Origin of the sequence: Salinicoccus sp. HZC-1 (assembly GCF_046736035.1) — a bacterium.
Classification (GTDB): domain Bacteria; phylum Bacillota; class Bacilli; order Staphylococcales; family Salinicoccaceae; genus Salinicoccus.
On record NZ_CP177130.1, the window covers coordinates 1,776,440 to 1,796,836 of the forward strand.

Consider the following 20,397-nt stretch of genomic DNA (forward strand, 5'->3'; position numbering starts at 1 on the left):
CTATAAATTTATATTTTGTAATTTTGTATCTACTGTCTGCAGATAATCTTGTATTTTTTTGCGTTCTTCATCGGAAATCGTCGCATTTTCAGGTGTTTCAACCATGTTTTTGACCGTTTTCGGGGTCTTTTTGTACGCTTTCATCACATCGTCAGACACTTTTGCAACTGCCTGGTTGGATGAAATCACTTCATCGCACAAACCATATTCCAGACACTCGTCAGCACTCAACCAAGTTTCGGCATCGAGCAGCTGTTGAAGTTCCTCTTCTGAAATCGTAAGCTCCCTTTCCAGGTAAGCCTGATTGGATGATTCGTTGATTCTATCCAGGTCATCGGCCGTTTTTCTGAGCTCTTCAGCGTTTCCAACCGCCATCATCCACGCGTTATGGATCATCATTAAGCTATTTTTCGGCATAAAAATAGTGTCACCCGCCATTGCGATGACACTTGCGATGGATGCAGCCAATGCATCCACATAGATATTTACTTTTGCTTTATGACGTTTCAACATGTTGTAGATTGCGATGCCCTCGAATACCGAGCCACCACCAGAGTTGATGTAGACGTTCAATTCTTTTACATCTTCCAGTTCATCTAACTCATTCTTAAAATCAGTCGCTGTTACGTCTGTGTCGTCCCATTTGAAAGGCATGATATCACCGTAAATCCAAACTTCTCCGACATTTCCATTACGTTTCATTTTGAAGTATTTATTTTTCTCCCTCTGTTGTTCCTTCGGCACTGTTTCCACCTCCCTTCGATGCAAGTCCTCTACGCTCTTCAATCGGTGTATCAATTGGATATAAGTCTCCGCTGATCATTGCCACATCTCCTCCTTCAACAGGTGGTAAATCTTCCAATGCGCGGATTTCATTGATTGTATTGATGCCACTGCGCACTTTCTTGAAGTACACTTCCGCTTGTGTGGATGCATCCCCACGCAGCAGCGCATGCACGTTGAACTTGAAATACATGCCGTTCTTCCGGTCCTGCCTGGTAAGTAGTTTCTTATTGAACTCTTCCTCATACTGCTTACACATCGGAATGATCGTATGCTGCAGGTAATAGCGGTTTAAATCTTCCGTTTTCGAGAAACTCATTGCATTTTCTCCATGTAAAAAAGCCAACGGCATTTGAAAGACGTTGGCCACTCTGGAACGTGTAATGTTTTCTGTTTTTATCAAATCTTCACTAACGTACTTTTTCTCCAATCGATCGATTTTGATGCCGTCGTCTTCAAAAAGAATACCTGCATTGTTTTTATAAAAACTTTTAAAGTTCTCAACAATCTCTGCTTTCTTTTCATCAGTAATTGTCGCACCATATTCAATCTTAAAACTGTCAGGCGTACTCATCTCCTTCATGTTGAACTCTCTGACTGACACATCGAAATCAATCGTGCCTTTAAGCACGGAGATTGGGGAAATGCCTTTCAGTGTTGATGCACCATGAATGTGTTTAAAGTGCAGGATCTCCATTTGATGTATGATCATCTTTTTGTCTGTATTGCCCTTAACAATGTAGTACAAATCCTTTTTATCTTTGTCCATGGCCATCGAAACAATGTCAGAGTTTAATAAATGCAGTTGCACCGCTTGCCCATACACATCACGCTCAATGAATACATACGCATTGCCTTTTTCATTTCGTGTCGTCTCGATTAGATTGATGAAATTATAAGGTGTCGTGTAATTGTTCGGCTGCGTTGTCAGCAAGTCTGCCACATCGTTATTCAACGTCTCATAATTTTGATATAACTTTATCGGTAGGGATGCCATTGTATTCGACAACCGGGTAATTGCACTGAAGATTGTTTCATTGTTTGCCAGTTCAGCGTTTTCGATTCCCCAGAACAAACGATTTTCAAACACTGATAAATCGCTTGAAGCAGTCGTTGTGACTTGCTGCTTTGGACCGCTGTATGCGGTGCTCCCTAATCTCTGTTCTAGTTTTTGCCACCATTTCACTCTCTCACCACCTTTCTAGCCCATCAAATCATCAAGAGAGACAACGCTCATGTTGCCATTGCCTTTTGGTGTGACCAATTTATCGATTGTATGTGCATGACTGTTAAGCAATGCTGCAAAACCATCAATCTTTCTGTATCTGTTCTGTTTGGACGGCAGCAAATTGCCATTGCGGTCTGCCACCAGTTTTACGTTCTTCAAGTACCAATTAAGCACCGGATTGCTATTGTGAATTACTTTGCCTTCGCGGAACATCGTCTTAATATCCTTCAATACCGGGCTCAATGTAATTGCGCCTTGACGGACCACTTGCGTTTTAAAACCCTTGTTTTCCATTTCAGTATTTAGCCTGTAAGCATTTGCAGGGTCGTATGCAATAACTTCGATGTTATACTTCTCCCCCATCTCCTCAAACCATTCGAGCACCAATTCATGCTTGATGTGCGTACCTGGAACAATCGTTAGATGTCCGGCATCTTCCCAAGCTTTGAAAGGAATCTTTTCATTGTCGTATTTCGTTTTCTCTTCTGGAATCCATGTATGAGAAAGCACTGCAATGGATCCATTTGGCAGTGGGAATTCCACACTTGCAGCAGTGAAGTCTTCTGTATTACTCAGATCATATCCGCCGATGCCAGTTGCACCGCGCAGTTCCTCGAAATCGATTGTGCCATCGTTTTTCTTTATTGTGTCGAGATCAAGCAGTGCCATTTCTTCGTTGTTTGCAAAAATATTAAAGCGCTTCGTGATGAAATCTGCACGTTCTTCAGGATCTCTTTTTGCTTTGCGCCATTCCTCTTCCATTTCCTCCAGATTAAGGCTGATGCCCATGTTCGGATTCGCCTTAATCCAATTCTCAGCGTCGTTTATATCATCTTTATCATCCAGTGAAGCCAAATAATAAAAGGTGCGCTCATCATCGAACAATCCATCGAGCACGTCTTTCCCCTGCTCCACCATTTTTACAAGTGGGCCATCAAGCTGATAGCCCGCAGTCGTGATGTAAATCAGTAGTGGCTGCTTCCTGGATTGCCTGGAGTTTTTGATGACGGAAATCAATTTATAGTTCTTGAATTCGTGGATTTCATCAAAGATGCCCAGATGCGTATTGAGGCCGTCCAGCTTCTCGCTATCACTCGCCTGCGGCTCAATGGATGAATCGGTCGCATCGAAATGGATGATGTCCCTAAGCGCACGGAAACGCTTCTGTAGTGCAGGAGAATTCTTTATCATCTTCTTCGTTTCGTCGAAGATGGTTCGTTTGACCTGCTTCATCGAGTTGGCCAGAAGGACTACATCAGCGCCGCGTTCATTATCTTTGGACACGCCGTAGATGCTCGTTCCACTGACGATTGTCGACTTTCCATTCTTTCTGGCCACAAAAATAAGGCCCTCTTTAAAGCGCCTCAACTTTGTTTCCTTATGCACCCAACCAAAAAGAGATCCCAATATGAAGTGTTGCCACCCCTGCATAATAAGTTGGTCGTAGTCCCCTTTTGTAGGCTTGCAGTATTTCTCGATGAACCGAACCGGCCGATGGCCAAGTGCTTCGTCAAATTCCCATTCGTGGTCGTCACGTGCCAGAAATTCCAAATGTCTTTCGCATTCTTTAATTACATATTCTGCAGCCATGATGTTGCCCTTTGCGACCTGCTCGGCGTACCAGGTAGTGAGCAACCTTTTCGAAGGTTTAGCCAGCACCTTCAGTACGCCAGTGGTTGCTTTAGAAGTCGTCGAAGTCGTCGCCATCTTTGTCTGTCACAACCACTTTTTCATCTTTCGGCAGTAGGGCAATCAAATGGTTGCAGGCGGTAGTGTATCTATTAATCATAGTGTTGTAGCTTTTCTGCGCCGGGTGCTCAACCCGCATATTCTGCTTTCCGTTTTTCATGACGTAGGTTGCGCCCTCTCTTTTGATCTTGTTCTTCAGTTCCGAGAGGGTGACCTGCATGAAGGCCGCTTCTTCTATCAAGTTTTGAGCTGCTTCCAGCTTTGTCACATCGATATCGGAGAGGATTTCGTTCCATTTCTCGATAATTTCATCAATCAATTCGTCTTGCTTCTTAGCTGAGAGTTTTGCCAATAGATTCACCACCTTCATCATGTAATTAAAGAATTTGCCTAACCCCCCCTTATGGGAGAAAACCTTCCGCGGTGCGAGCGAAGCGATTGACGCCGCTATTTTAGCGGCTGATCTCACAGTTTTTGGGTAGGGGGGTATTAAATTTTTATCACTCGGACATTTCTTTTTTCTGTTTTGGGTTTTGACTTTCTTTTGTTGTCGTGCTTGTGAATATTGTTGTGGCATGTATGGCAAAGAGAAATGAGATTATCCAGCTGCAATGCTTTTTGGATATCCTCTTCAACATAAACAATGTGATGGACCAATTCCGCAGACTTGATGTCTCCTCTTTCCATACATTTTTGACAAGTATAATTATCTCTTGCCAATGCCTTTGCTCTTGTCAACTTCCAAGCTTTCTTTTGATAGAACCAATCGTACTCCTGCTTATGCCTGACCATCATCAGTCACCTCTATGACTATCAAGATACAGCTACTCTTATCAACATAGCTGATCACATCCTCTCAAGCTTTGGCATAGTGTCTTACTGCATTGAGTAATCATATGCTTCACCCTTTCAGTCTTCGCGCTCTGCTACTGTCAGGCTATCAATGAACGCCTGCCTGGCATCGAGTATCGTATGGATCACTGTGTCTGGTATGTCTGGCCTGGTGTCACTGATGTAGCTGACTACATCTTCCGGTGTAAAGAACACGACATCCACATCATTCTCCGGTACATATACCTTCTCGTAATACTCATCTACATAGTCCAGTACAGTCTCTATCCCTTCGTGGCTCACCGCCACACCTAAGCCGTGGAACTTATTCACTGCATAGGCTATTGCTTCATCCTCATGAGACATACCACCATCCCCTTTGAATTAAGAAAGGCCCACCTGCGTGAGCAAGTGAGCCGGATACCACATATACTATTTATCTGCTGCTTTAATTGTTTACAACCACAGTATAACCCGATTGATATTAAAAAGAATAATCCCTGTCAGACCTTCCATTCCCTCTAATGTTTCCATTTCTTCTTATCCTTCTTTTCTATATCCGATTGCGCATTGAATAATATGATGACGATCTGGTCAATCCGCTTATACAGATTGCCATTGCTCATGTTCAGCAGCACCTTTATTCTTTGCTTACTCTCCCCCTGCTTGAGCAGCTGAAGGATGTGATAGTTCTTATCACTGTGGATATGCGACTCATGTATATCAATGAAGGACACCTCATTGATTAGTTTCTCCAGCTTCTGTCGCTCCTTCTCATTGCGCATTACAATGGATGCGACCTTGTCTCCTGTCTCTCCCTGCGCCTTCGGCATGGCAGACTCGATGCCGTACTGTGCAGTGGATGTACTATCCATCTCATACACTTGAGACTGTATCAGCCTCTTCTTCCAATGATAATCGTTTATGATTTGCCTTATGTCGTTTATCAAGTACAAGGTGCAGCACCCTTTCTACTCTGTCTCTTCTCTATCCAACTCCAGTGCTTCCTGCTCGTCTGCCTTATCCTTCTCCACATAGCCCCGAGCCGGATCATACTCTTGATCTTCGAATACATCGTCATTGATATCGTCCTGGTTATACAGTTCATTCTGCAGATGCTTCAGGCGCTCATGCTGTTCGGCTTCAAACTCGACATCATACTTACTGCGCACCCATTTGTCTTTGATCTGCCCGCTCTTTACAGTGGCATCGAGTGATACATCAAGTCCTGTCCATTCGATAATGAATCGCGTATGCATGTCTGTGAATTCCAGCTTCTTCAACTTCACAGACATGGAATCAATCCCAAATGTTTTGAATATCAGTTCGCTCGCATGGTTAATGTTTCTCATTTTGTTTTTATCGATAATTGCAGTCATATTTATTTACCCCTCTTCATTTTATTTGCAGCCCGTTTATTCGCTGCTCTAATCTTTACGAGTTCGTCATACTCTATGAAGCCGTACTTATCGCCGTATTTAATCGACTTACTGATCCAGATGATATGTTTATCCTTATGCATGTACTCAGTAATCTTGCGTTTCATCTTTGCATCCGGTGTCGCCATGCCTTTGATGTCAATCCATACTTCATAGTCATCATGATACTTCACTCGGAAATCTAACTTGTAATACATCCGTTGTCGCTTCTTGCCGTAATACTCAAAGGCTGGATGGATATTGAGCACTGGCTGTAGCTCTATCTCTTTGATGTATCCCGCCTTTTGTTTAAGCAGCAGATGTTCGTAGTATTCAGCTTCGACCTTTGAGTCGAACTTGATGCCGTCGACTGTTATCTTTTGTGCGCCGTATTTGGTCAATGATGTCACTCCTTCAATGTTTTCAGATATAGTATATCCAATCGGGCTGATCCACCATGAACGCTACTGCCATCTGTGTATTGCACATAGGGTGAATCATGTCCATGTCCGCAGCAAGCATTCATCACTCTAGGTAATGTGCCGAGACATCCGTCGTGTCCTTCTGGTGTGTTAGTCAAGCCACAATGCCCACATGAACGATTAGGGTCATAAGCAACCGGTATATCATTGTCTGCGTAAGCCCATATGCCATCGTGTGTCTGATATATCTTATGGCCTCGGTGTTTGTCCATTACTATCCCTCCTATTCACTCACAGATGTTTTTGTTTCGTTGCCATCTAGCATAAAGACACTGACTGATCGCGCTTCATTTACCTCTTTGACAGCAGCACATGAAATGTTTAACTTCTTCAAGTTTTCATCATTGGACTCGATAACCATCCATCCGCGTTTAACTGCATGGTATTCGCTGTCGGCTTCTACATACGTACTGTACGGTTGCATAACCAGCGGCATATCTTTCATTTGGCAATCAAAGGTTACTTTATAGATTTTCATTAATATCCACTCTCCAATCGTTGGAAGTTTATAGCATTCTTTTTGTCATACTGATCAATGATGTCCTGTTCGGTGAAGCCGTAATGTTCAAGGACTTTAAGCACTATCATCAACTTCATTGCGATATCATCGTTATTTTGTAATTGTTCCAATGCTTCGTCATCCACAGGTAAATCATCAAATCCTTTAGCATAAAGGCAGTGAGTATTTTTCAACGCAGCTGGCGCACCACTTTGCTTGTTCCAATGCAACATTAGGAAGTGGATAACGTCTATCGCTTCATCCAGCACTTGATCCAAATCAGGTGCTTTGTCTTTCCAATACTTCCAGATGTCCGTACATTCGTTGATAAACTCGGATACCTCGACGTTTAATGCTAGAGAGTGCTTATGAATAAAATTGTTTTTCCACTCTTTATTCGTAATGTCTTTAGATTTCTTTATCTGCAGATCCAACTTGTTCTGCTGTTTAAGCAGATACCTAATCGATTTAAGGCTTAACGTGAGTGTCATTTATTTTGTCCCTCCTACATTTTTAAGTGGTGGATAAGTGGTTGATTCTTCGATTACAACGCTATCTGCATATGCTTTCGTTTTCTCCGGATACGTCGGCCCTGGTTCTTTCGCTTTCTTGGCTGAACATTCATCGCAAAACCAATTCGAGAAGGAATGCGGCATTTCTGCAAGAAACACTCTGTCGCAATTCGATTGAGCACAGAACACAGGTTTTAATTGATTGATCGGTGTGTGCGGTTTCTCGCCATACCGAATGGATTCGGCTTTCTGTTTCCGTTTCGGGTTAGACGGTCGTTTGGATTCGTTATCTAGGGAATACATCAAAGCATCCATAGAGTCATTTAAACGCTCTCTACGCTCTTCTTTATATTCCGGGTATAAATGTTCATCCAGACGTTCTATTTCACTGGACAACATCTCTATTTGATTTCTGCGGTTAAGTTCTTCATTTTTCCTCCAAAGCGTTTGTTCCAACATCTCTATTTCGTCCGGTTCTTTCTTAGATATCAAAGGCACTATATGCTTTTTGAAAATGTCGGTTTCGAAAATGAGTATCGTTATCCATAAAAGTGCGCATAATACTCCAGCTAGTATTTCAGTCATTCGCGCCACCTTCTTTCATGCCTGCGTTTGATGAGCATCGTTTGTATTTCAGATGCGGTTAGAACAACGGCAGTGATAATGATTGCGACTAGCGCGATGAATACGAGTGTAATGAGCGCGGTCATTGATTAGCCCTCCAGTCTTCCAGTTTATTTTCTTTGTTGTGGTATGCCGGCTCCTTAAAGTCCAGAAGCGGCAACCCCTCTTTCCGGCGGTAATTATTGGCAACACGGTACATGGCGGATATCGTGAATTCTTTCGAGAACGCCCAGAACTTCTCTTGATCATCCGTCATTTCTAATTTTCCGGAATCGACCAGGTAGTAAATAATATCCTTGTATATCGTGAACGTTCGAACAGCAGCGGCATCATCACCCTGGAACTTCCTGGCTGATTCTATATGTCCGTTAAAACTGTTGAGTAACTCCAGGATGCTCATCACCGTCCCTCCTAATATATTTTTTGGATATGCTTATAGAATTTAAGGTTTGCCGTGCCGCGGTCCCCGTCTTTATTTTTAGCAACAATCAACTCTAATGGACTTGGCGCGCCGGGTTGTGCATTTTCCTCATCGTGATAGTAGTCATCCCGGTACAGCATCATAATCATGTTCGCATCTTGTTCCAATTGGCCGGATTCTCTTAAATCGGACATCATCGGCCGTTTGTCTTGGCGCATTTCGACACCGCGGTTGAGTTGGGCCAGCGCGATAATCGTCACGTTCGGGAACTCCTGTGTAATGATTTTGAGTTCTCTGGACACCTGTGACACCTCTTCATACTTGCTTTTGAGTTTTTCATCCGGTTCCATCAGCTGCAGATAGTCGATGATGATAAAGCCGGTTTTGTCTTCCGGTATATTATTGGCCATTTTACGGATCATATTCGGTGTGACGACTGCTTCCTCTACGATCTTCATATCCTTGTTGTAGAAAATATCAATCGCGCCCATCACCTTATCTACCTCTTCGTTGCTCATCAGCTTCACCGGCTCTTTAAATTTGTACAGACCGACGTGTGAGATTGAAGAAAGTAACCGCTGGGTCATGTTTTTCACTGTGGATTCGATTGAACAAAATATGACTTCTGAACCGCTGTCTGCCAGGTTCTTTCCGAGTTCCAGTGCAAAAGCTGTCTTTCCCATGCTTGGACGTGCTGCCACTACATTCAGCTGCTGCATTTCAAAGCCGCCGATGATATCATCCAGTTCCTTGAATCCGGTCTTCATGATGGCGCGTTTCTCTTCAGAGGTGAGGTCGCCCATAATTTCTCTTAGAATTTCAAACTTTTGATCACTGTCTCCGAAATCGAGTTTATTCAATGCTTCAATGCGCTTGCTTAATTTAAGTTGACTTTCAGTGGTTGGGTCTTGCTGGTACTCATTCACTGCTTTGGCCACTTCACGTTCTACGAATTTAAGCAGGACGAACTTCTGATCAGTCAGATGTTCTGCAGAGGAACCGGAAGCGACACCATAGTTGATAATCGTTTGAATGAATTCGACATCCCCATATTTCTGTTTATTGCGGATGGATTCGGTCACGAGTTTTTCTTTGTTGAAGTCCGGGTCGCTCATTATTTTTTTGGCAATCGCTTGGTGGCGCTGGTCATAGAACCATGAAGGATCCAATTTAAGCTGATTTTTTAATTCCGGGTATTGCAGTGTGCGGGAAAGGACTTGTGTCTCATGGTGTGCCAGTTCATCAAGTATCGGTTCGCTCGTAAACATCTTTCCTCATCCTTTCCTCCATTGCTGCCAACTTCTTTAGTTTCTCTTCACGTTCCGCACGCTTCTTCGGGTCCGCCATTTCTGCAGCGACGCGCTCGCGGTCTTCTTTGATGGTCATATCCACTTGCTGATGCGGTTTATGTTCTTTGACCAGGACATCGGCCAGTGCTGGTGGGTAAGGATTACCCTCCGAATACTCCATCAGTTTGCGCTTAGTCTTTTTGTAGTCACCCTTCATCAGTTTCATCAGCCAGGTCTCATTGAATTTATCAAAATTGTTTCTGTTGAAGTTTGGATAAAGGATATATATTTCGTGCAGTATCTCTTTCGCTTCGTTCGCACTCATTCTCCGTACCTCCTCTGTAATTCTTCATCGGATAGGTTCCATACGTCAGCAAGGGGATCTTTGCCCGCTTTAGATGTCGCCCTTTTTTTATCAGCTGCATTGATTTCTTCAAGAGTATATGTGCCTGCCTTATCCCAATTCTTGAAAATACCGTTGATATACCAGTTTTCTTTTTTGTCATTCTCCTTACCAATTTCATACGCTTTAAGAATTGCTTCTTTTGTGAATCCTTTATCTAGTTTTTCTTCAAACGACTCGACAACTGACGGTCCTGTAATGGTTGTATAATGTTTTTCGTAATAATCAACCAAATCTCTGATATCTGTCTCTCTCTGCGGCTTTAGTTTTTCTTTTTCTTTCTCTTTAGTTTCCTTTTTCTTTAGTTTAGTTTGTTCCATAGACTCACCAAGGGGCTTATAAGGGGCTTGCAAGGGGCTTATAAGACGTATCTTTTTATCATCATCTTCAATGACAGCCGCTTGTTTGAGGTATTCTTTTATAAAATCCTCATGTTTCACTTCTTTGAGGGCAGCTGCGATATGCTTCAATACATTCGGACTTGAATTCCAGTTGTGCTTCACCCAATTGATGAGCATGATTTCTTTGGTAGTATCGTTGTATTGAATCTTTCCGTATTCGATAAATCGATTGAGTAATTTATCAACGGTCTCACGGTTGTAACCTGTTTCTAATTCGACCACTCTTTTTGGTAATTCATATATGCCGATCTGTGAGGTTTTCGAATTCGTCATCAGATACAGATAAAAATATTTCTCTTCCGGAGACAGATCCAGTACAAACGAATCTTGCCAAAATGAGACGTGCACGAATCTGTGTTTGCTCATGTCTTATTCACCACTTCCCAAACATTCCGTAATATTGATACAAGTACCAAGGTGTTGGTTTGACTACGGTAACCACTTCCACCCTGTCCGCTATCTGCTTTGGCCCCTGTTTGCCTATCGGCCGTGTCATCGCATCTTCGACCGACATCCCTTGATATAGTCTTTGCCTGAACACTCTCTTACTGATTCCGTTCTCTGCAGCAATGGCCAGGTGTTCATCTGTGTATTCCCATTTACGATTGGTGCGAGCCATCTGAATCACTCCCTTCAATACCAGTCAGTTGAATTTCCAATGCTCTACCGCCATACCTATTAGCCGTCTCAATTGCTTCCTTCTTTTTAGTGAAGAACACGGCTCTTGATAATTCTTTGGTTATATGAGCATCCGTGTTTCCGTGCCTGAAAAAACAATGTCCAATTCTCACGATATATCCATATTTCATTCAGAACCACCGCTTTCTACACTATTAATAACGGAGCCCACTTCTCCTACAAGCGTTTCAAAGTTAGTTGAATCTTCATCCTGTTCTCCCAATCCAGTGTTTTCATCGTAAATTTGTGCTATTTCATCAAACGCCTGCGCCTTAGCTTCATTCGCATCTGCTTTGGCAGCTTGCTCATGAATATATATTTGATAATCCAAATTTTCGATGTCGTTCAACCAAATCTCTGAATCAGTTATATAACATTCATCTTCCGCTTCCTTGTATTTTTCAGCAGATTTATTTCGTTCTTTTTTTAGACGTGCTATTTCTTTTTCATACTCCATCCTGCTCACTCCCCATCTCCCAATCAACTTTTAAAGGGACGGCATTATTGAAAAATCGCACTGTATCATCTTCGAATATTATTGAAAAACCGTCGCCGTCATCATAAATTGATTTAACGCCATTCGTTCCTTTTAAATAAAGTTCTAATGATTCTGGCAACATAATTTCAAGTCTTGTTATTACAGTTCTACTCATTCCGACACCTCTCTCGGCCGGCTATCCCAATTCGCATCACTGCGTGTATAATTCGCATGCACTTGGTGCAGTTTGAGCCGCTGCTGTTGATTGATAGTCTTTTGTGTATCAAGTTCTTTCGAGACATCGTTCAGGCACATCGTTAAATCATGCTTTTCATCCATCAACAGCTGATTCTCGTCTTTCAGTTCTTTAATCTTCTCCGCCTGCGCTTCTATCCGTGCATCCTTTTCTTCCAGTGTCTGCATATTCAATTCCTCACTCTCAAAATGTAGTGTTCATTGGTTTCAGATGTTGTCACATATTTAGTTTTATAATTTCGTGCTACCGTCTTGCCCATTGCATGGATGAAACTGCGCTCATAGGATTGTTTCGAGTACATGCGCGTAGTCAATCCATAGAGTCTCATGTGACGTTCTACAATCATCAGTTCGCCGTCAATTAGGTTTGGTGTGGTTTTCATTTAGCACTCACACTTTCTACCGGTGCGAATATATCTTGACCAGCCATTTCTGCTTTACTGAATACATAAATTCCTTCTCCTAAAGTTTTGAATAAGCCATGAGCTTTCCAATCGCAATTTGGTCTATCGCATTTTATTGGATTATTTGAATGTCCTGAACATTTTGGACAACTGAATTTTTTTCCTGCTGCCCACATTAATATGTCTGTCTTTGTTTCAAATACTTTGACTTTATCTGAATCTAGTTTTGGTTGATTAGCTTCCTGATAATAATTAATAGCGGAATAACTTCTGAGTTCTTCCCACCTTTCTAAAATCTCCTCCTGAGAAGTATCTAAAGCGGAAGAATACTCTTCCAATTTGATCCTCAGGTATTTCTCTAAGTCCTTAGCCCTGTCCTCACCTTTTGGACCCCTCCAACTTCTACGTGCTTCGTCTTTCAGTTTTTCAATTATTTTTTCCATTGTTTCGACTCCACCTCTTCATAATTATTGTCTTTCAACCATTGCTCATACTCTGGGTAAGTCATCGTCATACGCTTCTGATTCATTACCATGTGATACATGTGCTGTGTAATACTGACTGTTTCCGTGCCTGGTATCATCGTTGCGAACTTCTCACCATCTTTATTAAGGTGCTTGCGATGTAAGAGGCCGGTGAATAAAGACATTTAACTCACACCTTTAAATTTATCTATTTGTTTATTTACTGCTTCAGCACCAATCCAACGTATCTTTGGAGCGACGATATCCTCAATTATTGAATCCATCAAAACGTGTGAATCTTTTTTTCCAAAGTCAACGGCATTCGGTGCTTTTATATCACTTATCAACTTTCTGCCTGTCCTCATTTCGGTAACACCGAAACCAAAGACACCATCAGGACTCTGCGGTATTAGAGCAATGTAAATACCATCAATCACATAAACAAACCCCGCTTTAACTCTAAATCCATCCAACATTTGTGCTCTCACACACCTTGAATGTGATGGTTTTTTAATCATTTAATCATCCTCCAATCTTTCCAGAACTAAATAGTTCCTCGGTTTCTTTCGTTTCTCAATGCGCTTTTTATAGGTCGGTGTGAGATAAAATTTGATTGTTTTCTCTTGAACGCCTTGGAAGTCTGAAATCTCTGCCGTTGTACCGATGCAGATAATATCCTCGCCTTTATAAAGCGCATACTCCTGATTGCTCTTTTTCATAATTTAATCACCCGCTATCTTGACCGGCACCCCAGTCACTTTTTGTATTTCGTCTTTGAATCTATTTTTCAATCCGTTGTCTTTAGATATGTGTATCAGATGGATTTCTTTCAGCTGCGATAAATCACTTGCCTGCAGATATTTGATTGCATTCTCTAAATTGAGGTGCGATTTCATGATCCGATTGGCAAGCGCCTTGTGCAGTGCGCCGCTCTCGACACGTTCCATCATGTAGTCGTAGTCGTGATTGACCTCCAGGAGCATGTGAGTGAGACCAGGAAAGCGGTATTTAATCAGGTACGTATCTGTGGCAAACAGTAGCTTGCTGCCGTTGTCGCTTTGTATGAGGTAACCACACGGCTCTGCGACATCGTGCTGTGTGTCAAAAGGAAGTATCCTCAACGATCCAACACGCACCACTTTTTTATACTCAATCATTTTAAGCCTATGGTGTTGTAATCCGAGCGCCTGGCTCGTCCCAGCCGTTGTGTAGCATGCAAGTCCGTGCTTTAAATAATCTTCGGTATATTTAGCGTGGTCTAAATGGTTATGGGTTATAAAGCAAGCTGACACTTTTCGAGTTTTGAAATCTAATGCTTTTTGCACCTTGTCAAATTTAATTCCAGCTTCCAGGAGTATTTGAGTGTAACCATCGGAAACGAAATATCCGTTTCCTGATGATCCACTGCCTATGGTTTTAATTTGCACGACAACTCCTCCTAAAATGGATTATCATCTTTATCGTCTTCTTTAACTTCTCCTGTTTCTTCGTCATAATCGACTGGCTTCTGCATCGGTTCCGGTCCCTGGTCAGCCTCTTTGAACTCTGCATCCACAGTTTCTTCCGGAAAGTCGAGATTTTCTGTTGCCATATTTTCAGAAACCTCAACATCGAATATTTCTTTTCTCTGACGTTCGTCACTGTTGTACACCTGCTGTTTCAAGAGACTGGAGTCATCACTGCTATTAAGCAGCTTCTTACATGCACGGTTGATGACTGTCTTCTTAGACATCTCCTGCGGGTACTTCCTGTGTGTGCCATCTGCTTTAAGCTCGCCGTTATACACCATCTGCGACTGTTTCCACGCCGTTTCAATTTCATCTGTAGTCATGATCTCTGTATAGTTTTTGCTCTCATCTTCGAAGACGATGGTTGCATATGCGCCGATGATATTTTTTGTATCTCTGTTACCGAATTTTGTTTTGTGTTTGAGGTTTGTGATTTTACCGTTGATTGTTTCGTACTCAACGTCATCGCCCTCGAATATTACTTCCGAGTTGATTTCCTTAGCGCCTGTGACACGTTTAGTGACTGACATTGTGCCGAGGTAAGAGCGTTGGAACTGCACCCTGTCTCCGTAGACAATGAAGTACCCCTGGCTCTTTTGTGGATTCAATCCCTGGACCACCATGTCCATCAGCGCATTAGCGACACTGTTTGGATTGACAAACTCTAATGCCGGCTTGTAACCGTCTTTCTTAGAGCCTTTGAGGTCCTGCAGGATAAGCATTGCCGACTTCATTGCGTTCTCTGGAGCATAGTTGGCAGGGAAGTTAAGGTTGCCTTGCCCTTCAAGTTCTTTCACTCTGGCAAGGACGTTATCGCCCATCTTTTGGTTTTTTACGAGCACTTCATTTTTAGTCATTATTCATTCTCCTTTGTTTTATTAATTCTTCGATTGGTACATCTAACTTTTGTGCTATGCCTGATAATGTTCTTAATGACATTGAGTGTTTACGATTCTTTTCTAAGTCGCCCAGATACCCACGGGATATTCCAACCCTTTCTGACAATTCTTTTTGTGTGAGTTTTCGATGCCTGCGGATCGCTCTGATATTCATTGCGACGGTCTGATTGATGTCCACCGTTAAACCAACTCCATCCTCAAATCTTTGTCCCGCTCTGAAACGATCAACTCAATCTGTTGTGAGTCTGTTTCTTTTAGTTGCGTGACTGCTTCGGCGTTGTCAATAAACATCGGGCACTCTACCTCAAAATGATTCGAGAGTGTATTTATAATGTCGATTCCGGTATTAATACGAGCAGCGTTATTCAGTCCACCGTCATACGTCACACCGTCAACCATGATCTCGCACGTCTCTTTAATGTCACCGTTCACTTGCTGATGGAACAATTTGAATCGTGCCAGGTCGAACATGCCATTGACATTTTCGGTAATCAGATTGACTTTGGTTTTCGTGAATTCGTCGATGATATATTTCTGATGTTTCAATTCTTCGATCAGATCTAACAGGTTATCCTCTTCCTGGTGGTATTCCTGGATGGATGTTTTGATACGTTCGGTTGATTTATGATTTGCCAGAAGCTCTCTTTGTGCATCCAGGTCAGCTCTCGCTTTCTCGATGTCTGATTCGATTGTCTGGACTGATTCGGAAACACTCGCCTGTTCATTCGTCAGCTTGCTTTCTAGCTCTTCAATCTCTTTCTGTAAGGCTTCATACTCGTCGGTGTCTTCGGCGCTCACAACGGCTCCGGAGACCTTTTCAAGCTGCTTTGATACCTTGCTGATTTCCTGCTTCGTATTCGTCAGACTGTTATCAATATCATTCAATTTGGCTTTATTCGCTTCGATGGATGCGACGATATCCCTGCCGGCTTTAACCTGTCTCTGCAGGTCCTGATCCAGTTGTTCCAATCGGCGGGACTTCTTTTGATTAAATGCTACTTCTGCATGCTGCCTGGCTTCTTCGACCTTGTGGTCCTGTAAAGGCTGACCACAAGATGGACAAGTATCCGTAACATCCGCATTGAACTTTTCAATTTCAACGGCATCGCGTTCTTTTTTGATTTCGTGATATTCGTTTAAAGCATTTTCTCGAGACTTTTTCAGATTCTCAATCTCGTTATCCACTCGCTTATACTGTGATTTGAAAATATCGATGTCACTTTCGAGTGAAGACAGGTTACGCTGCAGACCGTTCTTTTTATCTAGTGTGTCACCTTCAACGCTGCGCTTGATGTTGTCCATTTCAAATTGTTTATCAGAGATCAACCGTTTAATATCTGTGACTGCCCCACCGTTCCTGGCTTGGCTGCGCTTGTCTTCCAGGTCCGTAATCTCTTCCTGGAGGGTTTCGATCTGTTTATTGACTTTATTGATATCAACGTCTGCAGATGATTCCGGCAGCTGCTCATTGAGCGTATTGATCTTAACGGGAATATGTTCCAGGTCCTCTTTTGCCTTCTTTAACTTCTCGCTGATGACCTTCTTATGGTCCTCTATCGTGCGGTTATTAATAACTTCGAGCAGCGGCTTTAACTCTTTACTGGATTCAATCACCTGTTCATCTGTAATGTCGCCAGTGATTTCAAATAGCATCTTGCGCTTGTCCTCCCAATGGAGTTGCGGAAAGGCATCCGGGTTGGTGACGAGTTTGAATACTTCTTCATCGATGATCTTATTGATTTCTGCTTTGTATTTCGTAATTGGGAACGGCACATCGTCGATGTACTGTTTTGTGGTCCTGGAGTTTTTGTAGTGCTTCTTGGTGGAGCCTTCGACCTTTTCATAATTGGGATGGGATTCTCTCTGGAGTTTGAGTTCAGTGCCGTCCATGTCGAAAATGGCGGACACTCTTGGCACCTTTTCATGGATGTGCTGGTTGGTTTCATCTTTCGGTACGATGTCGACTTTCTGCCATTCCAGACCTTTGTCGAACAGTAACCAGTAAAGCGCGAGCGCTGTTGTAGTCTTACCTGTGGCATTGTCGCCGTAGATCTTGGCATCTTTGCCTTCAAACTCGAATGTCTGATGTTTGATGCCTGCGAAGTCGACGATGTCGAGTGCTTGTAATCGTAATTTCATTTATTAGCCCTCCATGTTATAATTCCGGTATAATATTATTTGCTTATTCGCCGCTGTTGGTAGCAGTGGCGTTTTTATATGCCGAGTTCTATCTCTAGCATTTGAATATATTTTCTATCTGCGTCATACACCTCCATCATTCCCTCCGTTTGTTCAAAACCATCGAATCCCTCAAGAGATTCCAAATACTCCTCATCCAACTTATCCACTTCAGCTTTCTGCTTGAGAATTTCTTCTATCATCGTCATCACCTCCCTTCAAGTTCATACGCTGGTATGCTCACTGCTTTGGTGCTTGAATAGAAAAGCATCGTACCGGTTTTAAAGTAAGTGACGAGTTCGCCGTTCTGGAATAATTCGACTGACTTAATCTTTCCGCGTTTGTCCTGATTGACCTTGTGCAGTTCAAAATGTTCCTTCGTGCCAGTGTCAGCGTTGACCGCTTCAATTTCTTTGAGCATCCAATTCCTCCTTCAACTTCTCATAAGCTTCCTCGCTGTGTTCCAGGCGTTCATTAATAACGCGCAGGTCACTTTCTGTTTCAAATATTTGAACGTCCTTCTCTTTCGCTTCCAGCACCATTGATTTGAATAGGCTGTAAGGTACTTTGATATATTCGACTGACATTTACTCCACCTCTTTCTCGATGCGGTGTTCCAGATCGATGTGAATATCGAAGTCTTCGCCGCCTTTAAAAGTGACGTAAGTACCCGTTCGTCCATCTCCGTCGTGACCTTTTATAACTTCATAAAATGGCGAGTGATCGAATGACACCCGGTTGATGATTACATCCTCTTCTTTCAGCGTTTCGATGATGTGTTCCAGTTGAGTTATTAGTTCCTTCTTATTCATTAGAAATCTATCCTTCCTAATGCGATTTTTCTGTTTATCCTCTCTAGGTGTTTTTGTCGTTCGATTGCATCTGCAATGTCTTTAGTGTTGAGTAGCGTTGATAAACCACCTGGTCCTCGCTCCCATTTCAATCCAGAAATTCCATGTTCGGATATACGAATGCCAGGCCGTTTCTTATTCAACTTCTTTGCGATGAGTCCAGTTGCAACAATGACCGCTGTTCCGATGATTAATTTCTTCATTCCACTGCCACTCCTTTATTTTTCAGATACGCCATGGCTTCCTGCTTGTTCTTAAAGATCATGTGACCGTACCCTTTCGATTGATCGAATGTTTCATAAGATGTGCCGTAATCTGTGCCGTAGATGTCCTTCAACTTCAGTGCGCTCTCGCATACTCTTTCGAACTTTTCATTTGATACTTCGATGAATGTTTTCTTCATTTGTTCGTCCTCCAATTTTCATATTTCGCTGATACAATCATGCCGGTCGGGACCAAGATAAACAGTGTCACCAGGAAGCCGATGACTAATATTTTTCCGGGCAATATGCCGAGCGCCGTGAGTGTGAGTACAATGCCGAGTACCGTACCGAAGATAATGCAGATTTGGTTTTCTCCCATTGTCATGCACCTCTTTCCAGATCCCTTAATATGTGTTCCAGTTTTGCCAGGCCTTTACTGACGTGGATGTAATACTTGTTGCCGGGTCGGAACACACACTCTTTGAAGTCTGGGTGTGACAGGACGTTATCCCGGAACCACGTCTCTTTCATGCCACTGATTTCGAGGAATTCGTTGATCGTTGCGTACTCCTGATACTCACGCTGCGCTTGTTGTGGCAATGCCTCTTTGACCGCTTCATGAATGAGTTGCTTGAATGCCTGTTCGTCTATGAGCATTTAGATCACTCTCCTAGAAACTTATTGATGAAGTATTGCTGACCTTTACCGGTAACCTTTGTTGTTCTTGTCGTTCTAATGGAACCGTCAGCATTGTTGATTGTCCTTTTCTTTATGTCCATCAACCCCATATCCATGCTGCGTTGAGTGGGTAGATTGAATGACTCGCCTTTCTTACGGATCAGAAAACCATTTTTCCTCAACCATTCAAACAGTCTATTTTGTCCAATGTCATATCCGTTTTGAGAAATCAACTTTGCGAGTTCACCAATCAAAATAGATGATGTACTGGAATCCACTGCATCTGCAAAAAGCACCTTCGGTTTATCGAGTTGAATCTTTTCTTCTAGTTTCATAACTTTCTTATCTGCAATTTGAAGCGCTCTTTTCATAATCATGTCCGGGCTGTTCCAAGCCTTTTCTATCTGCAGAAAATATTGTCTGGCCTGCTTGCCTTTTTCATTCCGTTGGATCATTGATATTTCCTTGGCCATGTCAACTGTTAAATTAAAGTCTTCCAGTTTCCTTAAAGCACCATTATTTACAACCGTACTTTTTTGACCACTTGTAAAATCTTCATTTTCAACAAAGCCGTAACTGATCATGCGGATAAACCATTTTGAAAATCTTTCTGACGATTCGAGGAATTCATGAAGTTCTCTAGCACTAATGAAAAGCTGACCTTCTTCGTTTTCAGTCACTGGTATTAAAGTTTGTTTGTTTTCAACTTGTAACTGTTCCATTCACTTCGCCTCCTTTATACGGATTTCCGTACAACTTTGTTAAAAAAATATTTCCCTACTTCTTCATCTGGGATTTCTAACAACTGACAAATACGTCTAATTTCCCATTGAGTGAATGCATTTTTGTTATGCATTTTTGCACTCATTGACGTTCTGCTGATTGGCATATCTCTCGCCAACCTGCTTTGCGAGTAGCGGTATTCCTCCATACGTTTAAGCAACGCATCGTAATCAAATTGTTCAGCCATTTTCTCACCTCTTTTCTGTTAGTCGCTCATATCATGGACAACGCGTGGCAATGACCATTCATGTATTAAGGCGCGGCTCATATCATCGCTCGCTCTCGCTTATTATCCATCATATCAGCGACTAACTTTTTGTTCGGATTTCCTTACAAACCCTATGCTACATTAACTGTACAATTATTGCAACATCTTTTTAAAAGTTTTCCGAACAGATACTGTTCATTTTTCCGTACATGTGGTATTCTTACCTATAT

At 42.4% G+C, this 20,397-nt stretch carries 41 protein-coding genes; all 41 read right to left on the bottom strand.

The annotated features are described in order from the left end of the window. Positions 1-702, bottom strand: coding sequence for a head maturation protease, ClpP-related (locus ACKRAT_RS08990; RefSeq protein ID WP_411844437.1), 702 nt, complete (start codon positions 700-702; stop codon positions 1-3). A gap of 10 nt (positions 703-712) precedes the next feature. Then, entirely contained in the window at positions 713-1,969 is a 1,257-nt protein-coding gene (locus ACKRAT_RS08995; RefSeq protein ID WP_411842177.1) for a phage portal protein, read from the bottom strand. 15 nt (positions 1,970-1,984) lie between these two features. Beyond that, the gene (locus ACKRAT_RS09000; RefSeq protein WP_411842178.1) at positions 1,985-3,718 is read right to left on the bottom strand and encodes a terminase large subunit; all 1,734 of its coding nucleotides are present in this window, start codon (positions 3,716-3,718) and stop codon (positions 1,985-1,987) included. After that, positions 3,693-4,061 (bottom strand): hypothetical protein, encoded by a 369-nt coding sequence (locus tag ACKRAT_RS09005; RefSeq protein ID WP_411842179.1) that lies wholly within the window; start codon positions 4,059-4,061, stop codon positions 3,693-3,695. Before ACKRAT_RS09005 ends, ACKRAT_RS09000 begins: the two co-directional genes overlap by 26 nt. 128 nt (positions 4,062-4,189) lie before the next feature. Next, on the bottom strand, positions 4,190-4,495 hold the full coding sequence (locus ACKRAT_RS09010; RefSeq protein WP_411842180.1) for an HNH endonuclease: 306 nt from the start codon (positions 4,493-4,495) through the stop codon (positions 4,190-4,192). A 114-nt stretch (positions 4,496-4,609) separates the two neighbouring features. Beyond that, the gene (locus ACKRAT_RS09015) at positions 4,610-4,897 is read right to left on the bottom strand and encodes a hypothetical protein (protein WP_411842181.1); all 288 of its coding nucleotides are present in this window, start codon (positions 4,895-4,897) and stop codon (positions 4,610-4,612) included. Between the two features lie 155 nt (positions 4,898-5,052). Next, complete coding sequence (locus ACKRAT_RS09020; protein ID WP_411842182.1) at positions 5,053-5,406, bottom strand: hypothetical protein; 354 nt, start codon at positions 5,404-5,406, stop codon at positions 5,053-5,055. A gap of 96 nt (positions 5,407-5,502) precedes the next feature. Continuing rightward, the gene (locus ACKRAT_RS09025) at positions 5,503-5,910 is read right to left on the bottom strand and encodes a hypothetical protein (RefSeq protein ID WP_411842183.1); all 408 of its coding nucleotides are present in this window, start codon (positions 5,908-5,910) and stop codon (positions 5,503-5,505) included. A gap of 2 nt (positions 5,911-5,912) precedes the next feature. Further along, the gene (locus ACKRAT_RS09030) at positions 5,913-6,350 is read right to left on the bottom strand and encodes a DUF1064 domain-containing protein (protein WP_411842184.1); all 438 of its coding nucleotides are present in this window, start codon (positions 6,348-6,350) and stop codon (positions 5,913-5,915) included. 304 nt (positions 6,351-6,654) lie between these two features. Next, positions 6,655-6,855, bottom strand: coding sequence for a hypothetical protein (locus tag ACKRAT_RS09035; protein ID WP_411842185.1), 201 nt, complete (start codon positions 6,853-6,855; stop codon positions 6,655-6,657). Positions 6,856-6,908: 53 nt separating this feature from the next. After that, on the bottom strand, positions 6,909-7,421 hold the full coding sequence (locus ACKRAT_RS09040) for a dUTP diphosphatase (RefSeq protein ID WP_411842186.1): 513 nt from the start codon (positions 7,419-7,421) through the stop codon (positions 6,909-6,911). Further along, positions 7,422-8,027: a hypothetical protein gene (locus ACKRAT_RS09045; protein ID WP_411842187.1), complete on the bottom strand. Its 606-nt coding sequence runs from the start codon at positions 8,025-8,027 to the stop codon at positions 7,422-7,424. Beyond that, positions 8,024-8,152, bottom strand: a complete 129-nt coding sequence (locus tag ACKRAT_RS09050) for a hypothetical protein (protein WP_411842188.1) — start codon at positions 8,150-8,152, stop codon at positions 8,024-8,026. The genes ACKRAT_RS09045 and ACKRAT_RS09050 overlap by 4 nt, the downstream gene beginning before the upstream one ends. Beyond that, on the bottom strand, positions 8,149-8,466 hold the full coding sequence (locus ACKRAT_RS09055; RefSeq protein ID WP_411842189.1) for a hypothetical protein: 318 nt from the start codon (positions 8,464-8,466) through the stop codon (positions 8,149-8,151). The genes ACKRAT_RS09050 and ACKRAT_RS09055 overlap by 4 nt, the downstream gene beginning before the upstream one ends. Positions 8,467-8,477: 11 nt before the next feature. Beyond that, positions 8,478-9,755: a DnaB-like helicase C-terminal domain-containing protein gene (locus tag ACKRAT_RS09060; protein ID WP_411842190.1), complete on the bottom strand. Its 1,278-nt coding sequence runs from the start codon at positions 9,753-9,755 to the stop codon at positions 8,478-8,480. Continuing rightward, on the bottom strand, positions 9,730-10,101 hold the full coding sequence (locus ACKRAT_RS09065) for a hypothetical protein (RefSeq protein ID WP_046790564.1): 372 nt from the start codon (positions 10,099-10,101) through the stop codon (positions 9,730-9,732). Before ACKRAT_RS09065 ends, ACKRAT_RS09060 begins: the two co-directional genes overlap by 26 nt. Then, positions 10,098-10,946 (bottom strand): DnaD domain-containing protein, encoded by an 849-nt coding sequence (locus ACKRAT_RS09070; RefSeq protein ID WP_411842191.1) that lies wholly within the window; start codon positions 10,944-10,946, stop codon positions 10,098-10,100. The genes ACKRAT_RS09065 and ACKRAT_RS09070 overlap by 4 nt, the downstream gene beginning before the upstream one ends. A 7-nt stretch (positions 10,947-10,953) precedes the next feature. Continuing rightward, positions 10,954-11,199: a hypothetical protein gene (locus ACKRAT_RS09075; protein ID WP_411842192.1), complete on the bottom strand. Its 246-nt coding sequence runs from the start codon at positions 11,197-11,199 to the stop codon at positions 10,954-10,956. Next, the gene (locus ACKRAT_RS09080; protein WP_411842193.1) at positions 11,180-11,389 is read right to left on the bottom strand and encodes a hypothetical protein; all 210 of its coding nucleotides are present in this window, start codon (positions 11,387-11,389) and stop codon (positions 11,180-11,182) included. The genes ACKRAT_RS09075 and ACKRAT_RS09080 overlap by 20 nt, the downstream gene beginning before the upstream one ends. Further along, positions 11,386-11,715, bottom strand: coding sequence for a hypothetical protein (locus ACKRAT_RS09085; RefSeq protein ID WP_411842194.1), 330 nt, complete (start codon positions 11,713-11,715; stop codon positions 11,386-11,388). The genes ACKRAT_RS09080 and ACKRAT_RS09085 overlap by 4 nt, the downstream gene beginning before the upstream one ends. Continuing rightward, entirely contained in the window at positions 11,705-11,911 is a 207-nt protein-coding gene (locus ACKRAT_RS09090) for a hypothetical protein (protein WP_411842195.1), read from the bottom strand. Before ACKRAT_RS09090 ends, ACKRAT_RS09085 begins: the two co-directional genes overlap by 11 nt. Next, positions 11,908-12,159 carry a hypothetical protein gene (locus ACKRAT_RS09095; RefSeq protein WP_411842196.1) on the bottom strand — a complete coding sequence of 84 codons (252 nt, stop codon included), beginning with the start codon at positions 12,157-12,159 and terminating at the stop codon, positions 11,908-11,910. The genes ACKRAT_RS09090 and ACKRAT_RS09095 overlap by 4 nt, the downstream gene beginning before the upstream one ends. 2 nt (positions 12,160-12,161) lie before the next feature. Then, entirely contained in the window at positions 12,162-12,374 is a 213-nt protein-coding gene (locus ACKRAT_RS09100) for a hypothetical protein (RefSeq protein WP_411842197.1), read from the bottom strand. Continuing rightward, positions 12,371-12,838 (bottom strand): hypothetical protein, encoded by a 468-nt coding sequence (locus ACKRAT_RS09105; protein ID WP_411842198.1) that lies wholly within the window; start codon positions 12,836-12,838, stop codon positions 12,371-12,373. Before ACKRAT_RS09105 ends, ACKRAT_RS09100 begins: the two co-directional genes overlap by 4 nt. Continuing rightward, complete coding sequence (locus tag ACKRAT_RS09110; protein WP_411842199.1) at positions 12,826-13,044, bottom strand: hypothetical protein; 219 nt, start codon at positions 13,042-13,044, stop codon at positions 12,826-12,828. Before ACKRAT_RS09110 ends, ACKRAT_RS09105 begins: the two co-directional genes overlap by 13 nt. Continuing rightward, positions 13,045-13,377 (bottom strand): hypothetical protein, encoded by a 333-nt coding sequence (locus tag ACKRAT_RS09115; RefSeq protein ID WP_411842200.1) that lies wholly within the window; start codon positions 13,375-13,377, stop codon positions 13,045-13,047. Continuing rightward, positions 13,378-13,578 carry a hypothetical protein gene (locus ACKRAT_RS09120; RefSeq protein WP_411842201.1) on the bottom strand — a complete coding sequence of 67 codons (201 nt, stop codon included), beginning with the start codon at positions 13,576-13,578 and terminating at the stop codon, positions 13,378-13,380. A 3-nt stretch (positions 13,579-13,581) separates the two neighbouring features. Continuing rightward, positions 13,582-14,286 carry an MBL fold metallo-hydrolase gene (locus ACKRAT_RS09125; RefSeq protein WP_411842202.1) on the bottom strand — a complete coding sequence of 235 codons (705 nt, stop codon included), beginning with the start codon at positions 14,284-14,286 and terminating at the stop codon, positions 13,582-13,584. An 11-nt stretch (positions 14,287-14,297) separates the two neighbouring features. Further along, entirely contained in the window at positions 14,298-15,224 is a 927-nt protein-coding gene (locus ACKRAT_RS09130; RefSeq protein ID WP_411842203.1) for a recombinase RecT, read from the bottom strand. Beyond that, on the bottom strand, positions 15,217-15,420 hold the full coding sequence (locus tag ACKRAT_RS09135) for a helix-turn-helix domain-containing protein (RefSeq protein ID WP_411844438.1): 204 nt from the start codon (positions 15,418-15,420) through the stop codon (positions 15,217-15,219). Before ACKRAT_RS09135 ends, ACKRAT_RS09130 begins: the two co-directional genes overlap by 8 nt. A 26-nt stretch (positions 15,421-15,446) precedes the next feature. Further along, positions 15,447-17,405: an AAA family ATPase gene (locus ACKRAT_RS09140; protein WP_411842204.1), complete on the bottom strand. Its 1,959-nt coding sequence runs from the start codon at positions 17,403-17,405 to the stop codon at positions 15,447-15,449. A gap of 74 nt (positions 17,406-17,479) precedes the next feature. Further along, entirely contained in the window at positions 17,480-17,647 is a 168-nt protein-coding gene (locus tag ACKRAT_RS09145) for a hypothetical protein (RefSeq protein WP_411842205.1), read from the bottom strand. A 5-nt stretch (positions 17,648-17,652) separates the two neighbouring features. Next, positions 17,653-17,865, bottom strand: a complete 213-nt coding sequence (locus ACKRAT_RS09150; protein ID WP_411842206.1) for a hypothetical protein — start codon at positions 17,863-17,865, stop codon at positions 17,653-17,655. Beyond that, positions 17,849-18,031, bottom strand: coding sequence for a hypothetical protein (locus tag ACKRAT_RS09155; RefSeq protein ID WP_411842207.1), 183 nt, complete (start codon positions 18,029-18,031; stop codon positions 17,849-17,851). The genes ACKRAT_RS09150 and ACKRAT_RS09155 overlap by 17 nt, the downstream gene beginning before the upstream one ends. After that, a complete protein-coding gene (locus ACKRAT_RS09160; protein ID WP_411842208.1) occupies positions 18,032-18,256 on the bottom strand; it encodes a hypothetical protein in 225 nt (74 codons plus the stop codon). Then, on the bottom strand, positions 18,256-18,498 hold the full coding sequence (locus ACKRAT_RS09165) for a hypothetical protein (protein ID WP_411842209.1): 243 nt from the start codon (positions 18,496-18,498) through the stop codon (positions 18,256-18,258). The genes ACKRAT_RS09160 and ACKRAT_RS09165 overlap by 1 nt, the downstream gene beginning before the upstream one ends. Then, positions 18,495-18,698, bottom strand: coding sequence for a hypothetical protein (locus ACKRAT_RS09170; RefSeq protein ID WP_411842210.1), 204 nt, complete (start codon positions 18,696-18,698; stop codon positions 18,495-18,497). Before ACKRAT_RS09170 ends, ACKRAT_RS09165 begins: the two co-directional genes overlap by 4 nt. Then, positions 18,695-18,877 (bottom strand): hypothetical protein, encoded by a 183-nt coding sequence (locus ACKRAT_RS09175; protein WP_411842211.1) that lies wholly within the window; start codon positions 18,875-18,877, stop codon positions 18,695-18,697. The genes ACKRAT_RS09170 and ACKRAT_RS09175 overlap by 4 nt, the downstream gene beginning before the upstream one ends. 2 nt (positions 18,878-18,879) lie before the next feature. Continuing rightward, a complete protein-coding gene (locus tag ACKRAT_RS09180) occupies positions 18,880-19,155 on the bottom strand; it encodes a hypothetical protein (protein WP_046790580.1) in 276 nt (91 codons plus the stop codon). Between the two features lie 5 nt (positions 19,156-19,160). Then, a complete protein-coding gene (locus ACKRAT_RS09185) occupies positions 19,161-19,898 on the bottom strand; it encodes a phage antirepressor KilAC domain-containing protein (RefSeq protein WP_411842212.1) in 738 nt (245 codons plus the stop codon). Positions 19,899-19,912: 14 nt separating this feature from the next. Beyond that, entirely contained in the window at positions 19,913-20,146 is a 234-nt protein-coding gene (locus tag ACKRAT_RS09190) for a DUF739 family protein (RefSeq protein ID WP_411842213.1), read from the bottom strand. Positions 20,147-20,397 lie beyond the last annotated feature (251 nt).